This window comes from Actinoplanes sp. URMC 104, from assembly GCF_051386375.1.
Classification (GTDB): Bacteria; Actinomycetota; Actinomycetes; order Mycobacteriales; family Micromonosporaceae; genus Actinoplanes.
Genome location: NZ_JBPQTO010000011.1, coordinates 1,456,206 through 1,473,432, shown reverse-complemented (window position 1 = coordinate 1,473,432; position 17,227 = coordinate 1,456,206). Strand labels below are relative to the sequence as shown.

General features: G+C 72.3%; 18 protein-coding genes. 9 read left to right on the top strand and 9 right to left on the bottom strand.

The window, feature by feature from the left end; translation table 11 throughout:
• Positions 1-19 precede the first annotated feature (19 nt).
• From ACSNN8_RS32585 to ACSNN8_RS32575, 3 genes are all read left to right on the top strand, one after another.
• Complete coding sequence (locus tag ACSNN8_RS32585) at positions 20-1,552, top strand: amidohydrolase family protein (RefSeq protein WP_436653816.1); 1,533 nt, start codon at positions 20-22, stop codon at positions 1,550-1,552.
• A gap of 934 nt (positions 1,553-2,486) precedes the next feature.
• Positions 2,487-3,032: an FtsX-like permease family protein gene (locus ACSNN8_RS32580; protein WP_436655484.1), complete on the top strand. Its 546-nt coding sequence runs from the start codon at positions 2,487-2,489 to the stop codon at positions 3,030-3,032.
• Between the two features lie 183 nt (positions 3,033-3,215).
• The gene (locus ACSNN8_RS32575) at positions 3,216-3,713 is read left to right on the top strand and encodes a WapI family immunity protein (RefSeq protein ID WP_436653815.1); all 498 of its coding nucleotides are present in this window, start codon (positions 3,216-3,218) and stop codon (positions 3,711-3,713) included.
• Positions 3,714-3,718: 5 nt separating this feature from the next.
• On the opposite strand, the gene ACSNN8_RS32570 is transcribed toward ACSNN8_RS32575, so the two are convergent.
• The 3 genes from ACSNN8_RS32570 to ACSNN8_RS32560 all read right to left on the bottom strand — a co-directional run bounded on the left by ACSNN8_RS32570 (position 3,719) and on the right by ACSNN8_RS32560 (position 4,404).
• Positions 3,719-3,913 (bottom strand): hypothetical protein, encoded by a 195-nt coding sequence (locus ACSNN8_RS32570; protein ID WP_436653814.1) that lies wholly within the window; start codon positions 3,911-3,913, stop codon positions 3,719-3,721.
• A gap of 172 nt (positions 3,914-4,085) precedes the next feature.
• The gene (locus ACSNN8_RS32565) at positions 4,086-4,259 is read right to left on the bottom strand and encodes an HAD hydrolase-like protein (protein WP_436655482.1); all 174 of its coding nucleotides are present in this window, start codon (positions 4,257-4,259) and stop codon (positions 4,086-4,088) included.
• Positions 4,204-4,404, bottom strand: coding sequence for a hypothetical protein (locus tag ACSNN8_RS32560; RefSeq protein WP_436653813.1), 201 nt, complete (start codon positions 4,402-4,404; stop codon positions 4,204-4,206). The genes ACSNN8_RS32565 and ACSNN8_RS32560 overlap by 56 nt, the downstream gene beginning before the upstream one ends.
• Positions 4,405-4,640: 236 nt before the next feature.
• Between ACSNN8_RS32560 and ppk2 the strand changes: the two genes are divergently transcribed.
• Positions 4,641-5,537, top strand: coding sequence for a polyphosphate kinase 2 (ppk2, locus tag ACSNN8_RS32555; RefSeq protein WP_436653812.1), 897 nt, complete (start codon positions 4,641-4,643; stop codon positions 5,535-5,537).
• Between the two features lie 21 nt (positions 5,538-5,558).
• On the opposite strand, the gene ACSNN8_RS32550 is transcribed toward ppk2, so the two are convergent.
• Positions 5,559-6,035 carry a DUF3291 domain-containing protein gene (locus ACSNN8_RS32550; protein ID WP_436653811.1) on the bottom strand — a complete coding sequence of 159 codons (477 nt, stop codon included), beginning with the start codon at positions 6,033-6,035 and terminating at the stop codon, positions 5,559-5,561.
• Positions 6,036-6,068: 33 nt separating this feature from the next.
• On the bottom strand, positions 6,069-6,728 hold the full coding sequence (locus ACSNN8_RS32545) for a helix-turn-helix transcriptional regulator (RefSeq protein ID WP_436653810.1): 660 nt from the start codon (positions 6,726-6,728) through the stop codon (positions 6,069-6,071).
• Positions 6,729-6,849: 121 nt separating this feature from the next.
• Between ACSNN8_RS32545 and ACSNN8_RS32540 the strand changes: the two genes are divergently transcribed.
• The gene (locus tag ACSNN8_RS32540; RefSeq protein ID WP_436653809.1) at positions 6,850-8,064 is read left to right on the top strand and encodes a sensor domain-containing phosphodiesterase; all 1,215 of its coding nucleotides are present in this window, start codon (positions 6,850-6,852) and stop codon (positions 8,062-8,064) included.
• A gap of 65 nt (positions 8,065-8,129) precedes the next feature.
• Complete coding sequence (locus tag ACSNN8_RS32535; protein WP_436653808.1) at positions 8,130-8,537, top strand: ester cyclase; 408 nt, start codon at positions 8,130-8,132, stop codon at positions 8,535-8,537.
• Here the strand turns inward: ACSNN8_RS32535 and ACSNN8_RS32530 are convergent.
• Positions 8,473-9,129 carry a zinc-binding dehydrogenase gene (locus ACSNN8_RS32530; RefSeq protein ID WP_436653807.1) on the bottom strand — a complete coding sequence of 219 codons (657 nt, stop codon included), beginning with the start codon at positions 9,127-9,129 and terminating at the stop codon, positions 8,473-8,475. The genes ACSNN8_RS32535 and ACSNN8_RS32530 overlap by 65 nt on opposite strands.
• A 336-nt stretch (positions 9,130-9,465) precedes the next feature.
• Between ACSNN8_RS32530 and ACSNN8_RS32525 the strand changes: the two genes are divergently transcribed.
• Together ACSNN8_RS32525 and ACSNN8_RS32520 are read left to right on the top strand one after the other, a co-directional pair.
• Positions 9,466-10,770 carry a hypothetical protein gene (locus ACSNN8_RS32525; RefSeq protein WP_436653806.1) on the top strand — a complete coding sequence of 435 codons (1,305 nt, stop codon included), beginning with the start codon at positions 9,466-9,468 and terminating at the stop codon, positions 10,768-10,770.
• Positions 10,767-11,111, top strand: a complete 345-nt coding sequence (locus ACSNN8_RS32520; RefSeq protein ID WP_436653805.1) for a hypothetical protein — start codon at positions 10,767-10,769, stop codon at positions 11,109-11,111. The genes ACSNN8_RS32525 and ACSNN8_RS32520 overlap by 4 nt, the downstream gene beginning before the upstream one ends.
• Here ACSNN8_RS32520 and ACSNN8_RS32515 read toward each other — a convergent pair.
• Positions 11,096-12,001 carry a LysR family transcriptional regulator gene (locus tag ACSNN8_RS32515; protein WP_436653804.1) on the bottom strand — a complete coding sequence of 302 codons (906 nt, stop codon included), beginning with the start codon at positions 11,999-12,001 and terminating at the stop codon, positions 11,096-11,098. The genes ACSNN8_RS32520 and ACSNN8_RS32515 overlap by 16 nt on opposite strands.
• A gap of 72 nt (positions 12,002-12,073) precedes the next feature.
• Here ACSNN8_RS32515 and ACSNN8_RS32510 point away from each other — a divergent pair, with 72 nt between their 5' ends.
• Positions 12,074-12,952 carry a DMT family transporter gene (locus tag ACSNN8_RS32510; RefSeq protein WP_436653803.1) on the top strand — a complete coding sequence of 293 codons (879 nt, stop codon included), beginning with the start codon at positions 12,074-12,076 and terminating at the stop codon, positions 12,950-12,952.
• A 10-nt stretch (positions 12,953-12,962) separates the two neighbouring features.
• Here the strand turns inward: ACSNN8_RS32510 and ACSNN8_RS32505 are convergent, their stop codons facing one another.
• Together ACSNN8_RS32505 and ACSNN8_RS32500 are read right to left on the bottom strand one after the other, a co-directional pair.
• Positions 12,963-13,340, bottom strand: a complete 378-nt coding sequence (locus tag ACSNN8_RS32505) for a hypothetical protein (RefSeq protein WP_436653802.1) — start codon at positions 13,338-13,340, stop codon at positions 12,963-12,965.
• 144 nt (positions 13,341-13,484) lie between these two features.
• A complete protein-coding gene (locus ACSNN8_RS32500; RefSeq protein WP_436653801.1) occupies positions 13,485-17,210 on the bottom strand; it encodes a SpoIIE family protein phosphatase in 3,726 nt (1,241 codons plus the stop codon).
• Between the last annotated feature and the right edge of the window lie 17 nt (positions 17,211-17,227).

Here is a 17,227-nt window from a genome sequence, read left to right as displayed (position 1 = left end):
CTGACAGGGAGGCCTGGCCATGCAACGGCGAACCATTCTCACCGGTACGGCACTCGGCGTCGCGGGCGCCGCACTCGGCCTGACGCGGCCCGCCGGGGCGCGCGCCGGACAGCCGGCCCGCGGCCTGCTCGCGGTGCGCGGGGTGACCGTGATCGACGCGGCCCGCGGCGTCCGCCGGGACCAGACCGTGCTGATCCGCGACGACCGCATCCTCGACGCCGACTCCGCGCAGCGGGTCCCGGTGCCACCCGGCACGAGGGTCGTCGACGGCCGCGGGAAATATCTCATCCCCGGTCTCGCCGACATGCACACGCATGCCACCGGCATCGACGACACCGACCCCGAGCTGTACGTCGTCAACGGCGTCACCACCACGCGGGAGATGTCCGGCGGCGCGGAGGCCCGCTCCTGGCAGCGTCAGGTCGCCGCCGGCGAACGGCTCGGCCCGCGGTGGACGGTCGGCAGCAAGATCATCGACGGGACGCCCTCGCTGTGGGAGGGCATCGACACCGACAACGACCTGCACATCGCCGTCGCGGATCCCGCGCAGGCCCGGGCCGCGGTGCGGCAGGAGCACGCCGCCGGCGCCGCCTTCATCAAGACCTACACCCGCTTGAGCCGTACGGCGTTTCTCGCCGTAGCCGAGGAGTGCCGCCGGCTCGGCCTGCCGTTCCTCGGCCACGTGCCCGACTTCGTCGAGCTGACCGAGGCCAGCGACCGCGGGCTGCGCACCGTCGAGCACCTCTTCGGGATCTGGTACGACACCTCCGCCGACGAACAGCGGCTGCGCCGCGCGGTCGCCGCCGTGCCGATCGGTCCCGGCGAGTACAACGGCTGGTTCAACCGGATGCACCCGCTGGAGTACGCCGCGGCCTGCACCTACGACCGGCGCAGGGCCGAGCGGGTGTTCCGCCGCGTCGCCCGCAACGGCACCTACGTCACGCCGACGCTCGTGCTCCACGAGACCAACGACCTGCCCGAGCAGATCGACCGGCACGACCCGCGCAACCGGTACTTCAGCGCCGACATGATCGGCTTCTGGGACTGGGCCGTCGACAACCTCTACCTGCCGGGCCGCACGCCGGCCCGGATCGCCGAGTCGCGCGAGCTCTTCCGGCGCCGCCTGAGCCTCACCGCCGACCTGGCGGCCGCCGGCGTGCCGCTGATGACCGGCACCGATCTCGGCACGTCGTACCTGATGCCCGGGTTCAGCCTGCACGACGAGCTGGCGCTGCTGGTGCGGGCGGGCCTGAAGCCCCTCGAGGCCTTGGGCGCCGCGACCCTCAACCCGGCGCGCTACCTGCGCCGCAGCGACCAGGGGGTCGTCGCCCGCGGCGCGCTCGCCGACCTGGTGCTGCTCGACGCCGACCCCCTGCACGACATCCGCAACACGGCCCGCATCGACAGCGTCGTCGTCCGCGGCCGCCTCCTCGACCGCGCGGCCCGCGTGCACCTGCTCGCCGACATCGAGGCGCGGGTGAAGCAGCCCTCCGCGACGCCGGCAACCTATCGCGGCTGCGCCTGCCACGGCCCCGCCCGGGCCGTCGTCTGAGAGTGCGACCCGCGCAACCGGCGCACGCAGCCGGTTCCATTCCCGCCTTCTCCCCGGCGCCTTGATCCGTACCGAACCGCTTCTGTCCGCACTGTCGCTGCCCGGCATCACCGGCACCTGGCCCGCCAGCACCTCGCAGATCATGTACCGGCCCGCCGAAGCCCGCGGCGCCACGGCTGCGAAAATCCCGCCGCGGTGGCGTGGCGCCGGTGCCCGGCAGCTGGTCGTCGTCGCGCCCGGCACCGTGGGCCAGGGGAGACCGGTGCTCCACCTCCCTGGCCCCGGAGTGGGGCGCTACCTGTCAGCGGACCGCATGCCGGTGACTGACAGAAGCGCCTTCATACAGTTCCTCACGAGCAGCAACGCGCCGCAAAGCAGGTATGAAGGTGCGCTGGTTCCCCTCAGACCTGACTCCTGCGCCAACGGTGATGGCGACGGTACTGGCGACGTTGCCGTTGCTAGTAGTGGTCCCGGCGCTGCTGGGTCTGCGGCAGGCAGCCGTGACTCCGCTGGGAGCGGCGCGGCGGGCGATACGCGTCCGATTGTCGAAGTGGCACCTGGTGCCACCGTTGGCCCTGGGTGTAAATTGGAGCGTTGTTCGCAGCAGTGGGCGGCGCCAGTCGGGCGGGCGGGGCGGTAACAGCAGCGGCCGCGTTCGCCTGGCTCATGCTGTCCTTCGTGCTTGCTGGTCCAGTACTGATGCGCGGTGTCGGACGCCTGCTGCAGCTGGGCGGAGGACCGGTGCGGCTCTTGGCCGGCGGCCGTATCATCGCCGAACCCCGAGGCGCCTTCCGCGCCCTGATGACCGTCGTTCTCGCAATCTTCGTTTCGACCGTCTGCACCGCCATGACGCCTGCTGTGGTCGTCGGGCTGTCAGAGGCAGGACCCCACGCTCACTGTCGAGATACACCCGAAAAAGGTTGCAGTAGTGCCGATGTCCGGTGGTTTCGATGTTTCTGGACTCATAGTCGAGCCCGATCTGGTGTCTGATCAGATCCTCTCGCGAGCCCGTCCAGACAGGCTGCTGTTGCGTTTCTCGTCGTTATCAGCGCTCGAACAGGCCCGTTCGGTACTCGACCGTGGGGCGCCCGGCAGCATGCTGGCGACTGGTGCGGAATCCGAGAATTCCAGCCTTGATGGCGCGGTCCGTACCCGTCGTGCATTGGTTCTCGTCTCGCTGCTGGCATTCCTGGTCGGCGGGGTGGGGTCGGTTGCCTTCATCATGGTCGGGGTTATCGAGCGTCGCCGCGAGTATGCGCTGCTACGGGTGAGCGGCGTACCGCTGTCGGTATTGCGGTGGAGTATGATCACGGAAACGGCCGTTCCCATGCTCACCAGTGCGCTTGTCGCTACCGTTCTGGGATTCTCCGTCGCGCTCGTCATCGTCGGCTCCTCCTTGTTCACCCCCGTCTTGGGCTGGGCGATGGTCTGGCCGTCTCTACTGAAACGCGTGACCGATTACCGAAGAAACACGTTTTGAGTGATGGAACGGGGTTTGGAGATTCGAACTCGTGTGATTCAGAGGTCTCCAAACCTTGTCGCGACGGGCGCAGGAATCGGCTGCACACTGTCAGGGGCCGGCGAGTCGGCTCTGCCGCGGAGGAGCCGTCAATACCTCGGAAATTCGAGTGGGATCTTGTGCCCGGCGTACTAGAGTTGCCGCGTGCTTGTCGAAGGAAGCAACGGAACCACAGTCAGTCTGCGACCGGAACGATGGCAATATCCGCCGGACGCGGGAGCATGGGATGACCAGTGGCTCGTCATCAGCGGCACCGTGAATCTCGGAGCACGGAACTGGTCATTCACGCTTCCCTGCCTCGTGATGGGAGAGGCCAGAGAGTTGGCAACCTGGCTCGGCAAAGCTACCCGAGGCGAAGTCGAGCTTCGCACGACAGCCGATCATGATGACGAGCCGTCACTCTCGTTCATGGAGCCGCATCTCGGCTTTTCCCTTACTGCATCCGACGGCGAGGAACTCGTCTTACGCATCGACTTCACCGCTGCAGCAGCGCCACCATGGCTTCGAGAAGACGGCCCGGACAGCGACCAGTACGCCGTTGAACTCCGGCTCCGAGCCGATCGGCTCCGCACCGCTGCGGAGACCTGGACCCGGGAGTTGGACGCTCTGCCCAGCCGGTCCTTCGCCAGCACCGATACGTAGAGCCGTCACTCGGCGACCCCGGGCCTGACCTGGATGATGCCGAGACCTGGTTCGCCCGCCTGCATGAGTTTCCCGCCCCGGTGCTCGAGCGTCTCGACGCCTACCTGGCCGGGCGCGCCAACTTCGTCGACGGGCGGCTGCCCGTCGTGCTCGGCGGGTACGGGCGCCGGCACCCGTACCCGCCGGGCGCTGTTCACCATCGAGTCGGGCGGCCGGCTCGACCGCGGTGGTCATGGTCGGCCCGGTCCTCTCGGTCGGCAGGCACAGCCTCCCCATCCGGAGGCCGTGACCGGTCTGATGCCGAACGGCGGCATCGACATCGAGATGAGGCTCAGGCAGGGTTTTATTACGAGGTAGGCGTGAGCAGCCCGGCTAGTTCCCGCAGGGACGTGATCTGCCCGTGATCCAGGCGAGGTTCACGTTCTTTCGGTCCAGGTGGACCGCGCGTAGACCGGCATTGCGCGCCGCCTCGACGTCCAGGTCGTAGCGATCACCGACGTGCGGCACCCGTACGGGCGGGAGCCCCCATCGTCGGCATGCGGCCAGGTATGCGTCCGGCCAGCACGCTCAGCGTCAGCCCCGCCTCGGCCAGACGGCGCTGGAGCGCGGGCCGGGCGGCCCACGGCTGGTCCTGCACGACCCACGCGGTTCCGCCCAGCAGGGCCACCATCACCACCACCAGAACGCTCATCACATCAACCCCGAGTCGCAGGCACCGCTCCTTCGAGCCTCCGACGGCACGCGACACGCGGCAGGTCGAACAAGCTGAACATTGAGCGAACGACCGTCGACTCGCATCTGGACGCCGTGCCCGGGAAGCGGGTCACCGAGGATCTGCGCCGAAGCGGCGAAACCGTCCACGTCCGCAGCGAGGCCGAGCGGTCCCTTCACCGCGACAGCCCACCGGCCGGGACCGATACTCGGAAGGTGATACGCGAGAACTTCCGGGAGTACCTGGATCACCTTCTGCGCGACGGCTACAACGTGCGGCACGACCAGTTCCACACCGACCCCGATCTGATCGACCCGGGTGGCAATCCGGTCGAGACCTGGCGGGAGGACTACCCGTACGAGGAGCGCCTCGACCGCGACGCCTACGCGGAGCAGAAGTACCGGCTGCAGATCGAGCTGCTGAAGTTCCAGAACTGTGTGCAGGAGACCGGCACCAAACACGTGATCCTGTTCGAGGGGCGTGACGCCGCCGGCAAGGGCGGCACCATCAAGCGGTTCATGGAACACCTCAATCCCCGGGCGGCCCGGGTCGTCGCCCTCACCAAGCCGACGGAGACCGAGCTCGGTCAGTGGTATCTGCACCGCTACATCGAGCAGCTGCCGACCGCCGGGGAGATCGTGCTGTTCGACCGGTCCTGGTACAACCGGGCGGGAGTCGAGCGGGTCATGGGCTTCGTCTCCGACCGGGACTACGAGATCTTCCTGCGGCAGGCCCCGCTGTTCGAGCAGATGCTGGTCGAGAGCGGCTTCTCGCTGACCAAGTTGTGGTTCTCGGTCACCCACTCGGAGCAGCGCACCCGGTTCGCGATCCGGCAGATCGACCCGGTGCGCCGGTGGAAGCTCTCGCCGATGGACCTCGAATCGCTCGACCGCTGGGACGACTACACCGTCGCCAAGGAGACGATGATCGAGCACACGGACACCGACCACGCGCCGTGGACCTCGATCAAGAGCAACGACAAGAGGCGTGCCCGCCTCAACGCGATGCGCTTCTTCCTCAACCAGTTCGACTACGAGGACAAGGACTCGTCGGTGGTCTACGCGGCCGATCCCCTCCTGGTGCAGCGCGGCCGGGACTCGATCAAGGACTGACGCCCGGTCCCGGCGCGATGGTCATGACCGCCGGCGCCCGGCGGTGAGCTCGGGCGCGGGGAACGTCCTGCGGAAGGTGAAGGCCTCGGGGCCCGCGCCGGCGGCGACCTGCTCGAGGCGTTCGCACGCCTCCTCGACGCTCGGGATGTGGCCGGCCGGGACCCACCAGAGGACCAGGGACGCCGGGAAGTCGTGGGGCAGGAACCAGTCGCGGCGGCGGCGCAGGTAGTCCAGGTGGGCGCTCTGGTAGGCGAACCCGCGCAGCGACTCGATCGAGTCCCACACCGACAGGCTGATGATGACGTCCGGGTCGAGGGGGCGAACCGTGGTGGCGTCGCCGTCCGGCCCCTCGGCCAGCCGCCACACGAAGCCGGGCGACGCGTCGGCCAGCGCGTTGATGGTGTCGAGCCCGGCCACGAACGCCGACATGGACGGGTCGGTGAGCGGGGCGCGCAGGCGGGCGATGTTGAACTGCGCCAGGTGGAAAGCGGAGGTCATGACAGGCAGCTCACCAGAACCCCCGCTGTAGTGTCAATCGTTATTGTTTTTAGAGAGGACGACGCAGCAGCGACCGGCGGCGGGCTCCATCCGGGCCGCCCAGCCCGCCGAGGCGCCGGAGCCGTCGAGCAGGCCGTCGATCATGGCCAGGTTCATCCCGCAGATCAGCGGCGGGAACTGCTCGGCCAGCCGGTGGAACGGGCAGTTGGTGAGCACGAACCCGTCCGGCGTCTCCTCCGGCAGATATCCGTACCTGGTCAGCAGGTCCCGTACGTCCGTGCCGGGCGGGGCGTGGCGGCCGTGCTCGCGAGCCACGTCGAACAGCGCGGTGTCCGCACCGCTGCGCTCCACGGACTCGGCCAGCAGTTCGGCCGCCGTCCGGTAGTCGCGCGGAGGCACGCTCACCAGATGCTCGGCGGGCGACGCGCGGTAGAGCTTCGCCGGCCGCCCCGCGCCCGGCCCGGTGCGGCCGCTGCGGCGGGCGTACGAGACCTCCAACAGCCCGGCGTCGACGAGTTTGTCCAGGTGGAACGCGGCCAGCGTGCGCCCGACGCCGAGCTTCTCGGCGACCTCGTCGCGGCCGACCGGGCCGGGGCCCGCGGCCAGGACGGCGCGGTAGGCCGCACGCCGTACGCCGTCGGTCAGCGGGGCCAGCGCCGCCAGGCCGGAATCCAGGTCATCGGGGGCCGTCATACCAGCATCGTATTGCCAATCCGCGTTGGTTCTAGACGCGCGACCGAGGACGCTCATCCCGCGCGCGCACCGGCCGATAGGTCCTCGAGCGGACAACTCGCCAGCCACCGAGGGGACGTCGATGTCGAGACAGCGCAGCGAGACGGCGCAGCAGATCGCAGACCTGCTGCGCAGCGCGCGGAGCTCCCTGGGGCTCAGCCTGGCGTTCCTGAGCCGGATGGACGGCGTCACCCAGCACCTTGAGGTGGTGGAGTTCGACGGGCCCGACCTGGTGAGCGACGGCTTCACGCAGCGGCAGGAGACGTCGCTGTGTCAGGCGATCATGGATGGGGAGCTCCCGCCGGTCATCCGCAACGTCGAGGACTTCCCGGGCACGATGACCCTGCCCGCGGTCCAGGTGTCCGGCATCCGCAGCTTCGTGTCGGTGCCCGTGACCCTGAGCGACGGATCCGTGTACGGGAGCTTCTGCGCGGCGGGGTTCGCCCCCGACGACGACCTGGCCGAGCGCGACCGCGCGCTGATGGAGGTGCTGGCCGCGGCCGCGGCGATGATCATCGAGCCGGACGTCCGCAAGCGCCGCCGCTCCGCCGGGATCGCCGAGCGGCTCGGCCCGCTGATCGACGGCGGCGGGCCGGTGGTGCTGCTGCAGCCGGTCGTCGACCTCACGACCGGCGAGCGGACCGGCGCCGAGGCGCTCAGCCGCTTCCCCCAGCAGTGGAACCAGCCGCCCGACCTCGTGTTCGCCGACGCGGAACTGATCGGGTGCCGCGAACGCCTCGAGATGCAAGCTCTGCAGCGGGCGGCGGCACATCTCCCGTACGTCTCCGGGTACGTCGCCATGAACGTCTCGCCCGCCACCCTGGCCACGACGGCGTGCCGGGAGCTGCTCGGCGCGATGCCGCTCGACCGCGTGCTGCTGGAGCTCTCCGAGCACGACCCGATCGACGACTACGACGCCCTGCGCGCCATGCTGGCGCCGCTGCGCGCCCGCGGGATGCGGCTGGCCATCGACGACGTCGGCGCCGGCTTCTCGTCGTTGCGGCACATCGTCGTCACCGCGCCCGACGTCATCAAGCTCGACCGCAGCCTGGTGGCCGGCGTCGCGGACGACACCGTGCTGACCGCGCTGACGCGCGCGATGGTCGACCTGGCCGGCGCGATCGGCGCGCAGGTGGTCGCCGAGGGGATCGAGACCGCGGCGGACGCGGCCGCGCTCGCCGGCCTCGGCGTGGACCACGGCCAGGGCTGGCACTTCGACCGGGCGACCACCCCGGACGCCCTCCGCGACACGTACTCCCTGCTGCCGGCGGCCGGCGCCCTGGTCGCGCACCGCTGAGGGCCGCCTCTCGCGTGTGGCCGGGGTCGTAGCGCCGCCGAACCGCGCGGTGCCATAGTCGGCGCATGATCGACGAAGCGGTGACCCGGCGGGTCGTGACGGAGTTCCTCACGCACGTCCGGTCGGGCCGGGACCTGAGCCGTGCCGCCGGCCTCATGGCGCCGGTGGTCCTGGCGCACCAGGTGCAGTCGGAGGACGAGGCGACGATCGAGCGCACTCCGCAGAACTACGTGGAGCACGTCCAAGAAATGATCGAGACCTGGGGCGACTTCACGCTGGAGATCCAGGAGCTGCTGGTCGACGGCGAACGGGCGTACGTACGTCTGGTGCAGACCGGCCGGCACGCCCCGACGGGACGCACCGTGCGGCAGATCAACGCGGTCGTCTATCAGGTCGAGGACGGGCGGATCACGCAGTACTGGATGCAGATCGACCGGGCCGGCGTCGCCGCGCAGCTGGCCGGGACGTCCTAGCCGCCGCCTCCCCCGCGGCGAACCCGAGGACCAGCAGCCGCCTCTCCGGCGCCGGCAACCGCAGGCTGTCGGTCATCCGGTCTCCGCCCACCGGATCCACCACGAGGTCGACCGCCCGCTCCCCGAGCACCTCGCGGATCGCCTCCGGCCAGCCCCGGCCGGGCACGACGTGATCCGCCCCGGCCTGCAGCGCGAACTCCGCCTTGGCCTCGTCCTCCACCACAGCGACGGTGCGCAGCCCCAGCGCGCGCCCGAGTTGGACCGCCGCAGTGCCGACCCCACCGGCGGCGCCGTGCACCAGCAGCGTCTCGCCGGAGCGTGCCTGCCCTCGCCACAGCAACGCGAACAGCCCGGTCAGGTAGTTGAGCGGAGCGGCCGCGCCCGCCTCGAAGCCCAGGTCGTCCGGCAGCGGCAGGACCTGGTGGGCCGGCACGCTGACAACCTCCTGCCGGCATCCGTACGGCGCGAGCACCGCAACACGCCGCCCCGCGGCCACGCCGGCCTCCGGTGGCGCGGACCGGACCACGCCGGCCGCGTCCATGCCCGGGGTGAACGGCACGGGGACCTTCAGCTGATACCGGCCGCCCGACACCTCCTCCGGCGACGGGCATCCCTCCCGCCGGCGCCCCGGCCCTCGAGTCCTGCCCGCACCTCGTGCCGCACAGCGTAGGAGCGTTATGGCGAGTGGCTCGATCAGCCGGTGGGGCCGGTGGACCGATGCCGGCCCGGGCCGCAGCCGATCCTGCAGCGCAACGCCGGCACGGTTCGTCAACGTGCCGTCGGAAGACCGGCGGCCGGCCCTCGCCTGACACGTAGCCGACACCCCTCGGCGCCGCCGCGGCCGAGAATGGCGGTGGGAGGAAAGGTGGCACGGTCGGGGACGCAACAGCGCGAAGCTCACACCGGTGACGGTTGGCGCGAGCAGACGGTGACGCGTGCCGCGGTTCTCGCGGAGCTGGCCCGCCGGGAGCTGGAGGCCGACGGGGACCCGGCCGCCTCGGACTTGCGTGCGGCGATCGACAGACACCTGGAGGCCGCCTGCGACGCCGCGACGCGACCGCCACGGCACCGGTGGCTGCGGAGCGGGGATGCCGGCGTGCTCCGGGCCGTCGGCAACCTCGACGCTGCCGAAGCCCTGCTGTTGCAGTCGGCGCGGCGGCAGTACGTGGTGGGTCAGCTGCCCGCGCTGCTTGACGGCGTACGCCGCCGGCTTCCCGATCACCCGATCAGCGCCGACGTGGAGCGGCTGGCCGCGACCCGGGATGTGGGCGACCCGGGCGACCGGGAACGGCTGGCGGTGGCGTCCCGGCTGCTCAGCCGTGCGCGCCTCACGGAGCTGGCGCGGCTGCGCAGCTTCCACGACGTCGTGCTGGTGACCGCGATGACGGTCTCCGTCCTGGCCGTCGGCCTCGCCGTGCTCGGCCGGCTGCAGCCGGAGGCGCTGCCGCTGTGCGTGCGCGGCGCCGACCGCACCGTCTGTCCCGGCGACTTCAACGGCCGGTACGACTTGCTGCTGGTGGAGCTGACCGGGCTCGTCGGTGCGGCCCTCACCGCGGCCGCCGGTCTGCGTGGGCTGCGGGGAACGTCGACGCCCTATGCCGTGCCCGTCGCCGTGGCGCTGCTGAGTCTGCCGGTCGGTGCTCTGCTGGCGGTGGTGGGGATGCTGTTGCTCTCCGGAAGACTCTTCACGGCCCTGCTGCCGCTTCCGGACACCCGGGCGCAACTGCTCGCCTGGGCTGCCGTGTTCGGCGCGGCGCAGGCCCTCGTGCTCCGGCCGGTGCAGGCCCGCGCTCAGCAGGTGATGGTCGCGGCGGAGGACTCCCGGCGCCCGGTCGGGAGCGAACCGCTCACGGGACGGGCGCTGCTGGTGCCGGCGGTCGTGGTGGTCGCGCTCGCCGCGGTGGCCGGCGGGGGGAGTCTGTGGCGCGCGACGGTCACGAGCGGAACCGCGGCGAAGGCGTACGGGGTGGCCGCGGTGGCGGCGCTGATCGCGACGGCCGGCCTGATCGCCGCCGCTCAGCAGCGACGGGAGGCGAAGCGGCGGGCGCAGGCGCTTGCCGTACGGCTGGAGCGTCTGGGGCGGCAGTCGCCGAGCGGCGCGCCCGCCGAGCGCGAGACGCTGCTGCGCGAGGCCCGGGAACTACGCGACCGGCTCACCGATGCCGGCGATCTGGAGGAGGCCGCGGCGCTGGACTTGGCGATCAGCGGCACGTCCCCGGAGGCCGGCCCATGAGCTGGTGGTCCGGGCAGAGCAAAGAGATCAAGGTGGCGCTGATCGGCGGCGTCTTCACGCTCGCGGCGGCCGGGGTCGGGGTGATCTCCGACCGGGCCTCGCCCGCCGCAGATGCACCGGCCGGCACGTCGTCGCCGGCCGCGGACCCGGCGTACTGCCTGGCGCTTCTCGAACGGCTCGACCAGTTCCTCGACCGCGATCCGCGCAACGGCCGGGTCTTCCTGCACAAGGGCGCGGACGGCAAGCCGGTGGTGACGTTCGGCCCGGCCGCGCGGAGTTGCGGCATCGACGACCCGGCCGTCCTCAGCGAACTCGCCGGGGCCGGTCAGCCGGCCCGCTGACGCGAGGCCGGCTCGGCCGCTATCTCGCGCAGCGCATCCACGACCGAGCGTACGGCGGCCCGGTGCAAGGTCTCCGGACGGGCCAGAACGTCGATGTGCCGCCCGGCCGGCAGGTCGGCCAGCGGCCGCAGCGCCACGCCGGGGTCGGGGCGGCTGGTGTAGCCGGGCAGCAGCGCGAGGCCGCCGCCCGCGGCGACGATCGCGGCCACGACGGTGAACTCGTTGACCCGGTGGACGATGTCCAGGGGCCGGCCGGCGACGGCCGCGATCGCGGTCAGGATGCCCTCGATCGGGAATCCCTCGCGGACGCAGATCCACGGCTCGGCGGCGACGTCGGCGGTGGTCAGCGACGGCTTCGAGGCCAGCCGGTGGCCCGCGGGCATCGCGACGTACAGCGGCTCGTGGACCAGCGGCACGACCGTGAGCCGGTCGGCCGGCCAGGGCGGGCTGTGCGCCAGCCGGTGTGCCAGCACCAGGTCGTAGTCGGCGACCAGCGCCGGGAAGCCGGCCTGCGCCACGTCCTCGTCCGAGAACCGCATCGGCGGCAGCCCGGGCCGGGCGATCAGCGGGCCGAAATAGGTGAGCCCGGCGCTGTGGAAGGCGGCCACGGTGACCGGTGCGGCCGGGTCGTCGAGGTAGGCATCCACGGCCCGGCCGGCCCGGTCGAGCGCGGTGGAGACCTCGATCGCCGCGGCGGCGAGGGCACGGCCCGCCTCGGTGAGCACGAGACGGCGGCCGCGGCGCTCGGTCAGCGGCACCCGCGCGGAGCGTTGCAGCACCCGCAGTTGCTGCGAGACCGCCGACGGCGTGATGTGCATCGCCCGGGCGACGGCGGCGAGACTGCCCCGGTCGCCGAGTTCCCTGAGCAGGCGCAGGTGGTGCAGATCCATTAGGTATGACTACACCGTACGTTGAGAAGGTCGCACCTTGTCTTCACGATTTGCCGACCGCAGGCTGCGTGCATGTCGATACGCCGCAGCGATCTGTTGCTGCTGGCCGTGGCGGTGGTGTGGGGCAGCAGCTATCTGGCCGCCCAGACCCTCGTCCTGGCCGGCGGGGTGCTGGCCGTGCTGGCGCTGCGCTTTCTGGTCTCGGCGCTCGCGCTGGCGCCCGCCATGGCCGTGCGACGCCCGAGCCGGCCGGAGCTGCGGGTCGGGGCGTTGCTGGGCCTCACCCAGGCGACGGTGCTGGTGCTCGAGACGTACGGGGTGTCGCTGACCAGCGCCACCAACGCCGGCGTGCTGATCAGCCTGACGATCCTGCTGACCCCGGCGCTCGAGGGGGCCGTGCGCCGGCGGTGGCTGCCGCGCCGGTTCTTCGGGGCCGCGGCGGTGGCGGTGGCCGGCGTGGTCCTGCTCGTCGCCGGCCCGGGTTTGCGCGCGCCGACGGCCGGCGACGCGCTGATGCTCGCCGCCGCGGTCGTGCGCGCGGCCCACGTCACGCTCTCCGGGCGGCTGACGGACGGCCGGCGGTACGACACGGTGACGCTCACCTGGCTGCAGACCGTGGTCGGCGCGGTCCTGTTCACGCTGCTCGCGGCGCCCGTCCTGCCCTCGGCCGTGCGGTCCTTCGGGCCCGGGCAGTGGCTCGGCGTGCTGTATCTCGCGCTGGGCTGCAGCGTGTTCGCGTTCGTGGTGCAGTTGTGGGCGATCCGCCGTACGTCGGCGGCGCGCGCGAGCCTGCTGCTGGGCACCGAGCCGGTGTGGGCGGTGCTGATCGGCGTGGGCGTCGCCGGCGAGCACCTGACCGCCGCCGGGGTCGCCGGGATCGCGCTCGTCCTCGCCGGCACCTACTACGGCCAGCGCGTCGAGGCCGGCCACCGCGAGCTGGTCCCGGTCTGACCTGGGAGGATCAGGGCCGATCACCCGGGCTCGGCAGGTGGCGGAGGATCTCCCGAACCGTCGCCACGTCGTCGGCACGGACCACGATGACGGTTCCGTCCGGCGTTTCCCGTCGCATCTCGATGCGAGCGCCGGCCTTCCGAGGCGCTCCCGGCCGCAATACCCGGTTGAGCGAGGGAAACCGCTCGACCAGGAAGTCCCCGAAGTGGTTGGCGAAGACAGCCTGGACGAAGGCCCACACCGGGCCGAGTATCAGACGGACCGCGGAGTAGGCGGCGGAAGCTCCCACCACCAGCCCGACGATCATCGGCGTCGCGACGCCGTCGGCGGTGGCCGCGAAGAGAGGGAGGAGGGCCCGGGTGGCCCAGAGGGCCAGGTCGATGGTCATGGCCGGCACCGTCAGCGCGAACTCTCGTGAGAGAAGTGCCAGCTCAGAGCTCGTTATGATCGACTTACATCGATCTAATGAGGTGTCGACCCCCCTACTGTCGCGGCGATCCGGGCCGACGCAACCAAGGCGTTCCCGGCGCTGTCACGGGGTGGGGGCGCGCCAGCGGCGTTCGATGGTGACGGTGGTTCCGGTGGCGGTCGGGACGACGCGGACGTCGCCGTAGGCGCTCATCAGCATCGCGCCGCGGCCGCGGTCGCGGACGGTGGGACGGGCCCGCCACCCGCCGAAGTCGCGAACCACGATGCGGACCGTGCCGTCGAGGACGCGCAGCTGGACCTCGACGTCGGGCCGGCTCGGTTGCTGGGCGTGTTCCACCGCGTTGTTGACCGCCTCGGTCGCGGCCACCTGCAGGTCGTCCAGCAGGTCGGGGTCGATCTTGTGGTCGCTCAGCGCGGCGCGCAGGTCCCGGCGCATCAGGCCGGAGGCGGACGGCTCCAGCGGGTACGTCCACGTGGCGTGCAGGTCCGGCACGTCGGCCACCACGTGCGCGTCGGGGGCCCGCCGGCGGCGCAGGATGAGCGCCGCGATGTCGTCGCGCTGCGGCTGCGGCACCTCGGCCAGCACGGCGTCCAGGACGGCGGTCGCGGACGCGCCCGCGGCGTACCCCTCCTGGCTGCGCCGCTGCAGCCGGGCCAGCCCGACGTCGATCGGCGACGGGAAGTTCTCGACCAGGCCGTCGGTGTAGAGCAGCAACTGGGCGCCCGGCGGCAGCTGACCGTCGTTCTGCCGGTACGACGCCCGGCGCAGCCCGAGCGGCGGCCCGACGACGCCCTGCAGCAGGTGGGTGTCCTGCTCCGGGTCGGAGTACACCGGGGTGGGGTGCCCGGCGCTGCACCACGCGAAGTCCCCGGTCCCGGGGCGCAGGTGCAGCACGAACAGGGTGGCCAGCAGCGGCGTGCCGAGGCGGTTGAGCAGCCCGGCCACCCGCGTGACGACGGTCGCCGGCGCGGCGTCCTCCACCGCGTACGCCCGGACCGCGTTGCGCACCTGGCCGGTCAGCACCGCGGCGCCCAGCCCGTGCCCGGCCACGTCGCCGATGCTCAGCAGGACGTCGCCGTCCGGCAGCACCAGGACGTCGTACCAGTCGCCTCCGACGCGCCCGGCGGCCGGCCGGTAGGCCGCGTGCAGCTCCCAGCCGTCCAGGTCGGGCAGGTCGTCGGGCAGGGTGCTCTGCTGAAGGGTCAGCACCAGCTGGCGGTCGTGTTCCAGTTGCCAGCCGGTCTGTGCCAGCGAGGCCAGCATGGTCGCCATCGGCTCGAGCAGGCCGCGTTCCTGCTCGCTGGGCCGGCGCGCCAGGTCGATCAGCACGGTCAGCGTGCCGATCGGCTCGCCGTCCCGGCCGCGGATCGCGGCGCGCACGGCGCCGGACCCGTCGGCGGGCGGGCCGGCCGGGCCCGACGTGAACCGCAGCGGGGGACGCTCGTCGCCGCTGCTCACCACGACCTCGGCCGCGGTGCCCTGGAGCAGGGCCCGCGCCTGCTCGGTGACGGCCTGGAACGCCTCCTCGAGGGCGCGCCCGGACGCGATCACCGCGGCGGTGTCGGCCAGCGCGGACAGCTGCCGGGTGTGCGTGGCGCGGACCCGGGCCAGCCGCAGGGTGTTGCGCACGCGCGCCACCAGCTCCGCCGCCGTGAACGGCTTGACCACGTAGTCGTCGGCGCCGGCCTCGAGGCCCTCGACGCCCGACTCGTCCCCGGCCCGGGCGGACAGCATGATCACCGGGAGCGCCCGGGTGGCCTCGTCCGCGCGCACGGCCCGGACCAGGGCGAATCCGTCCATGCGCGGCATCATCACGTCGGTGAGCAGCAGGTCCGGCGGGAAGCGGCGGATCGCCTCCAGTGCCGCTCGCCCGTCCGGCGCCAGCTCGACCTGCCAGCGCTCGCCGCTGAGCAGCCGCCTGAGGTACGCGCGCATGTCGCTGTTGTCGTCCGCGACCAGGATCCGGGCGCCGTCCGCCTCGGGCCCCGGCGACGGCTCGGCCTGCGGAGCGGGCGGGACGTCGAGCCAGCCGACCGCTTCCCGGGCCGCCGCCTGCGCGGTCGGCATGTCCGGCAGGGGCTCGGCGACCGCGGCCCCGACCTGCGCGGCCGGCATGTCCGGCAGGGGCTCGGCGACCGCGGCCCCGACCAGCGGCACGGTCACCGTGAAGGTCGTGCCGACGCCGGGGGTGCTCTCGACGGTCGCCTCGCCGCCCTGCAGCCGGGCCAGTTCGCGGACCAGCGCCAGGCCGATCCCGCTGCCCTCGTGGCTGCGCGACTGCGCACCCCGTACGCGGTGGAACCGGTCGAACAGCCGGGGCAGGTCCTCCGGCGCGATGCCGATGCCGGTGTCCGACACGGTCAGCCGGACCGTGGTGGCGTCGGCGGTCAGCCGCACCCGGATCTCGCCGACGAACGTGAACTTCAGCGCGTTCGACAGCAGGTTGGTGACGATCTTCTCCCAGTTCCCCGGGTCGACGGCCACGGTGCTCGGCAGCGGCGGGCAGTCCACCACCAGGCGCAGGTCGGCGCGTTCGACCGCCGCGCGGAACACGCCGGCGAGCTCGGCGGTGTAGCGGGCCAGGTCGATCGGCCGGGGCCGGTGCTCCGCCCGCCCGGCCTCCACGCTCGAGAACGTCAGCAGGTTGTTCACCAGCGACAGCAGCCGGTTGGCGCTGCGCAGGGCGATCTCCATCCGGTCCCGCTGGGCCGGCCCGAGCGGTTCGCCGGCATCGGCGAGGGCGTCCGTCAGCGGGCCCATCATCAGCGTCAGCGGGGTCCGGAACTCGTGGCTCACGTTGGTGAAGAAGTCGGTCTTGACCCGGTCCAGCTCGGCCAGCGCCGCGGCGCGGTCGCGCTCCTCCTGGTACGCCTGGGCGTTGCGCACCGCGACCGCCACCTGCTGCGCGAGCAGCTCGAAGAACGACCGGTACGTCTCGTCCAGGCCCCGGCTGGGGCTGACGCCGGCCAGCAGCACGCCCAGCGGCTGCGACCGCTCGGCGGACGGCAGCGGGAGCGCCACCGCGGTGCGGACCGGATCGTCCCAGGCGCCGCCGGTGACGGTCAGCCGCTCGGCGACGTCCTCGACGTCGACGGCCTCGCCGGCGGCCGCGACGAGCAGGTTCCACCCGTCGTCGCGCGGGCTCACCCGCCGGGGCAGCACCGCGTCGACGCCGTCGGCCCCGACGACCCCGGCGCGCCGGAGCACGGCGCCGTCGCGCAGGTAGATCGCGGCGAACGGCACGTCGATCCGGTGCTCGCCGATAACCGCGCAGAGCTGCGTGCAGACCTGCCCGACGTCGGCGGTCCGCCCGCCGGCCGGCACCGCGAGGTCGCGCAGCAGGCGCAGCCGTCGCTCGCCGACCACCTGCTCGGTGACCTCGCTGCACACGGTGAGGATGCCCGCGGTGGTTCCGTCGTCGTCGCGGGCGGGGGCGTGCGAGACGCTGAAGTACGCCTCCTCGCGGTAGCCCGACCGGTCCAGCGCCAGCTGCAACGCCGGCACCCAGCTGGCCACGCCGGTCGCCCGGGCGTCGGCGATCAGCGGTTCCAGGACGTCCCAGCCCTCGGCCAGCGTCACCCGGACGTCGCCGCCGAGCGCGTCCGGGTGCTTGTCGCCGATCAACGCGGAGTAGGCGTCGTTGTAGAGCTGGGTGTACGTGGGTCCCCACAGCAGCAGCATCGGGTAGCGCGAGGACAGCACGATCCGGACGGCCGCCCGCATGCTCTGCGACCAGGTCTCCACCGGGCCCACGTCCGTGGCCGACCAGTCGAGCCGGCTCATCAGGCGTCCCGTGGCGCCGCCGCCGGCGAAGAGGTCGTCCGTCACGCCGTCACGCTACCCAC

Excerpts from the sequence above, each read along its gene's own strand:
- ACSNN8_RS32570 (WP_436653814.1), bottom strand. The coding sequence starts at position 3,913 with ATGGTGAACAGCGCCCGGCGGGTACGGGTGCCGGCGCCCGTACCCGCC.
- ACSNN8_RS32540 (WP_436653809.1), top strand. The coding sequence starts at position 6,850 with ATGTCGAGACAGCGCAGCGAGACGGCGCAGCAGATCGCAGACCTGCTG.
- ACSNN8_RS32545 (WP_436653810.1), bottom strand. The coding sequence starts at position 6,728 with ATGACGGCCCCCGATGACCTGGATTCCGGCCTGGCGGCGCTGGCCCCG.
- ACSNN8_RS32535 (WP_436653808.1), top strand. The coding sequence starts at position 8,130 with ATGATCGACGAAGCGGTGACCCGGCGGGTCGTGACGGAGTTCCTCACG.
- ACSNN8_RS32515 (WP_436653804.1), bottom strand. The coding sequence starts at position 12,001 with ATGGATCTGCACCACCTGCGCCTGCTCAGGGAACTCGGCGACCGGGGC.
- ACSNN8_RS32585 (WP_436653816.1), top strand. The coding sequence starts at position 20 with ATGCAACGGCGAACCATTCTCACCGGTACGGCACTCGGCGTCGCGGGC.
- ACSNN8_RS32510 (WP_436653803.1), top strand. The coding sequence starts at position 12,074 with ATGTCGATACGCCGCAGCGATCTGTTGCTGCTGGCCGTGGCGGTGGTG.
- ACSNN8_RS32580 (WP_436655484.1), top strand. The coding sequence starts at position 2,487 with ATGTCCGGTGGTTTCGATGTTTCTGGACTCATAGTCGAGCCCGATCTG.
- ACSNN8_RS32550 (WP_436653811.1), bottom strand. The coding sequence starts at position 6,035 with ATGACCTCCGCTTTCCACCTGGCGCAGTTCAACATCGCCCGCCTGCGC.
- ACSNN8_RS32560 (WP_436653813.1), bottom strand. The coding sequence starts at position 4,404 with ATGAGCGTTCTGGTGGTGGTGATGGTGGCCCTGCTGGGCGGAACCGCG.
- ACSNN8_RS32505 (WP_436653802.1), bottom strand. The coding sequence starts at position 13,340 with ATGACCATCGACCTGGCCCTCTGGGCCACCCGGGCCCTCCTCCCTCTC.
- ACSNN8_RS32520 (WP_436653805.1), top strand. The coding sequence starts at position 10,767 with ATGAGCTGGTGGTCCGGGCAGAGCAAAGAGATCAAGGTGGCGCTGATC.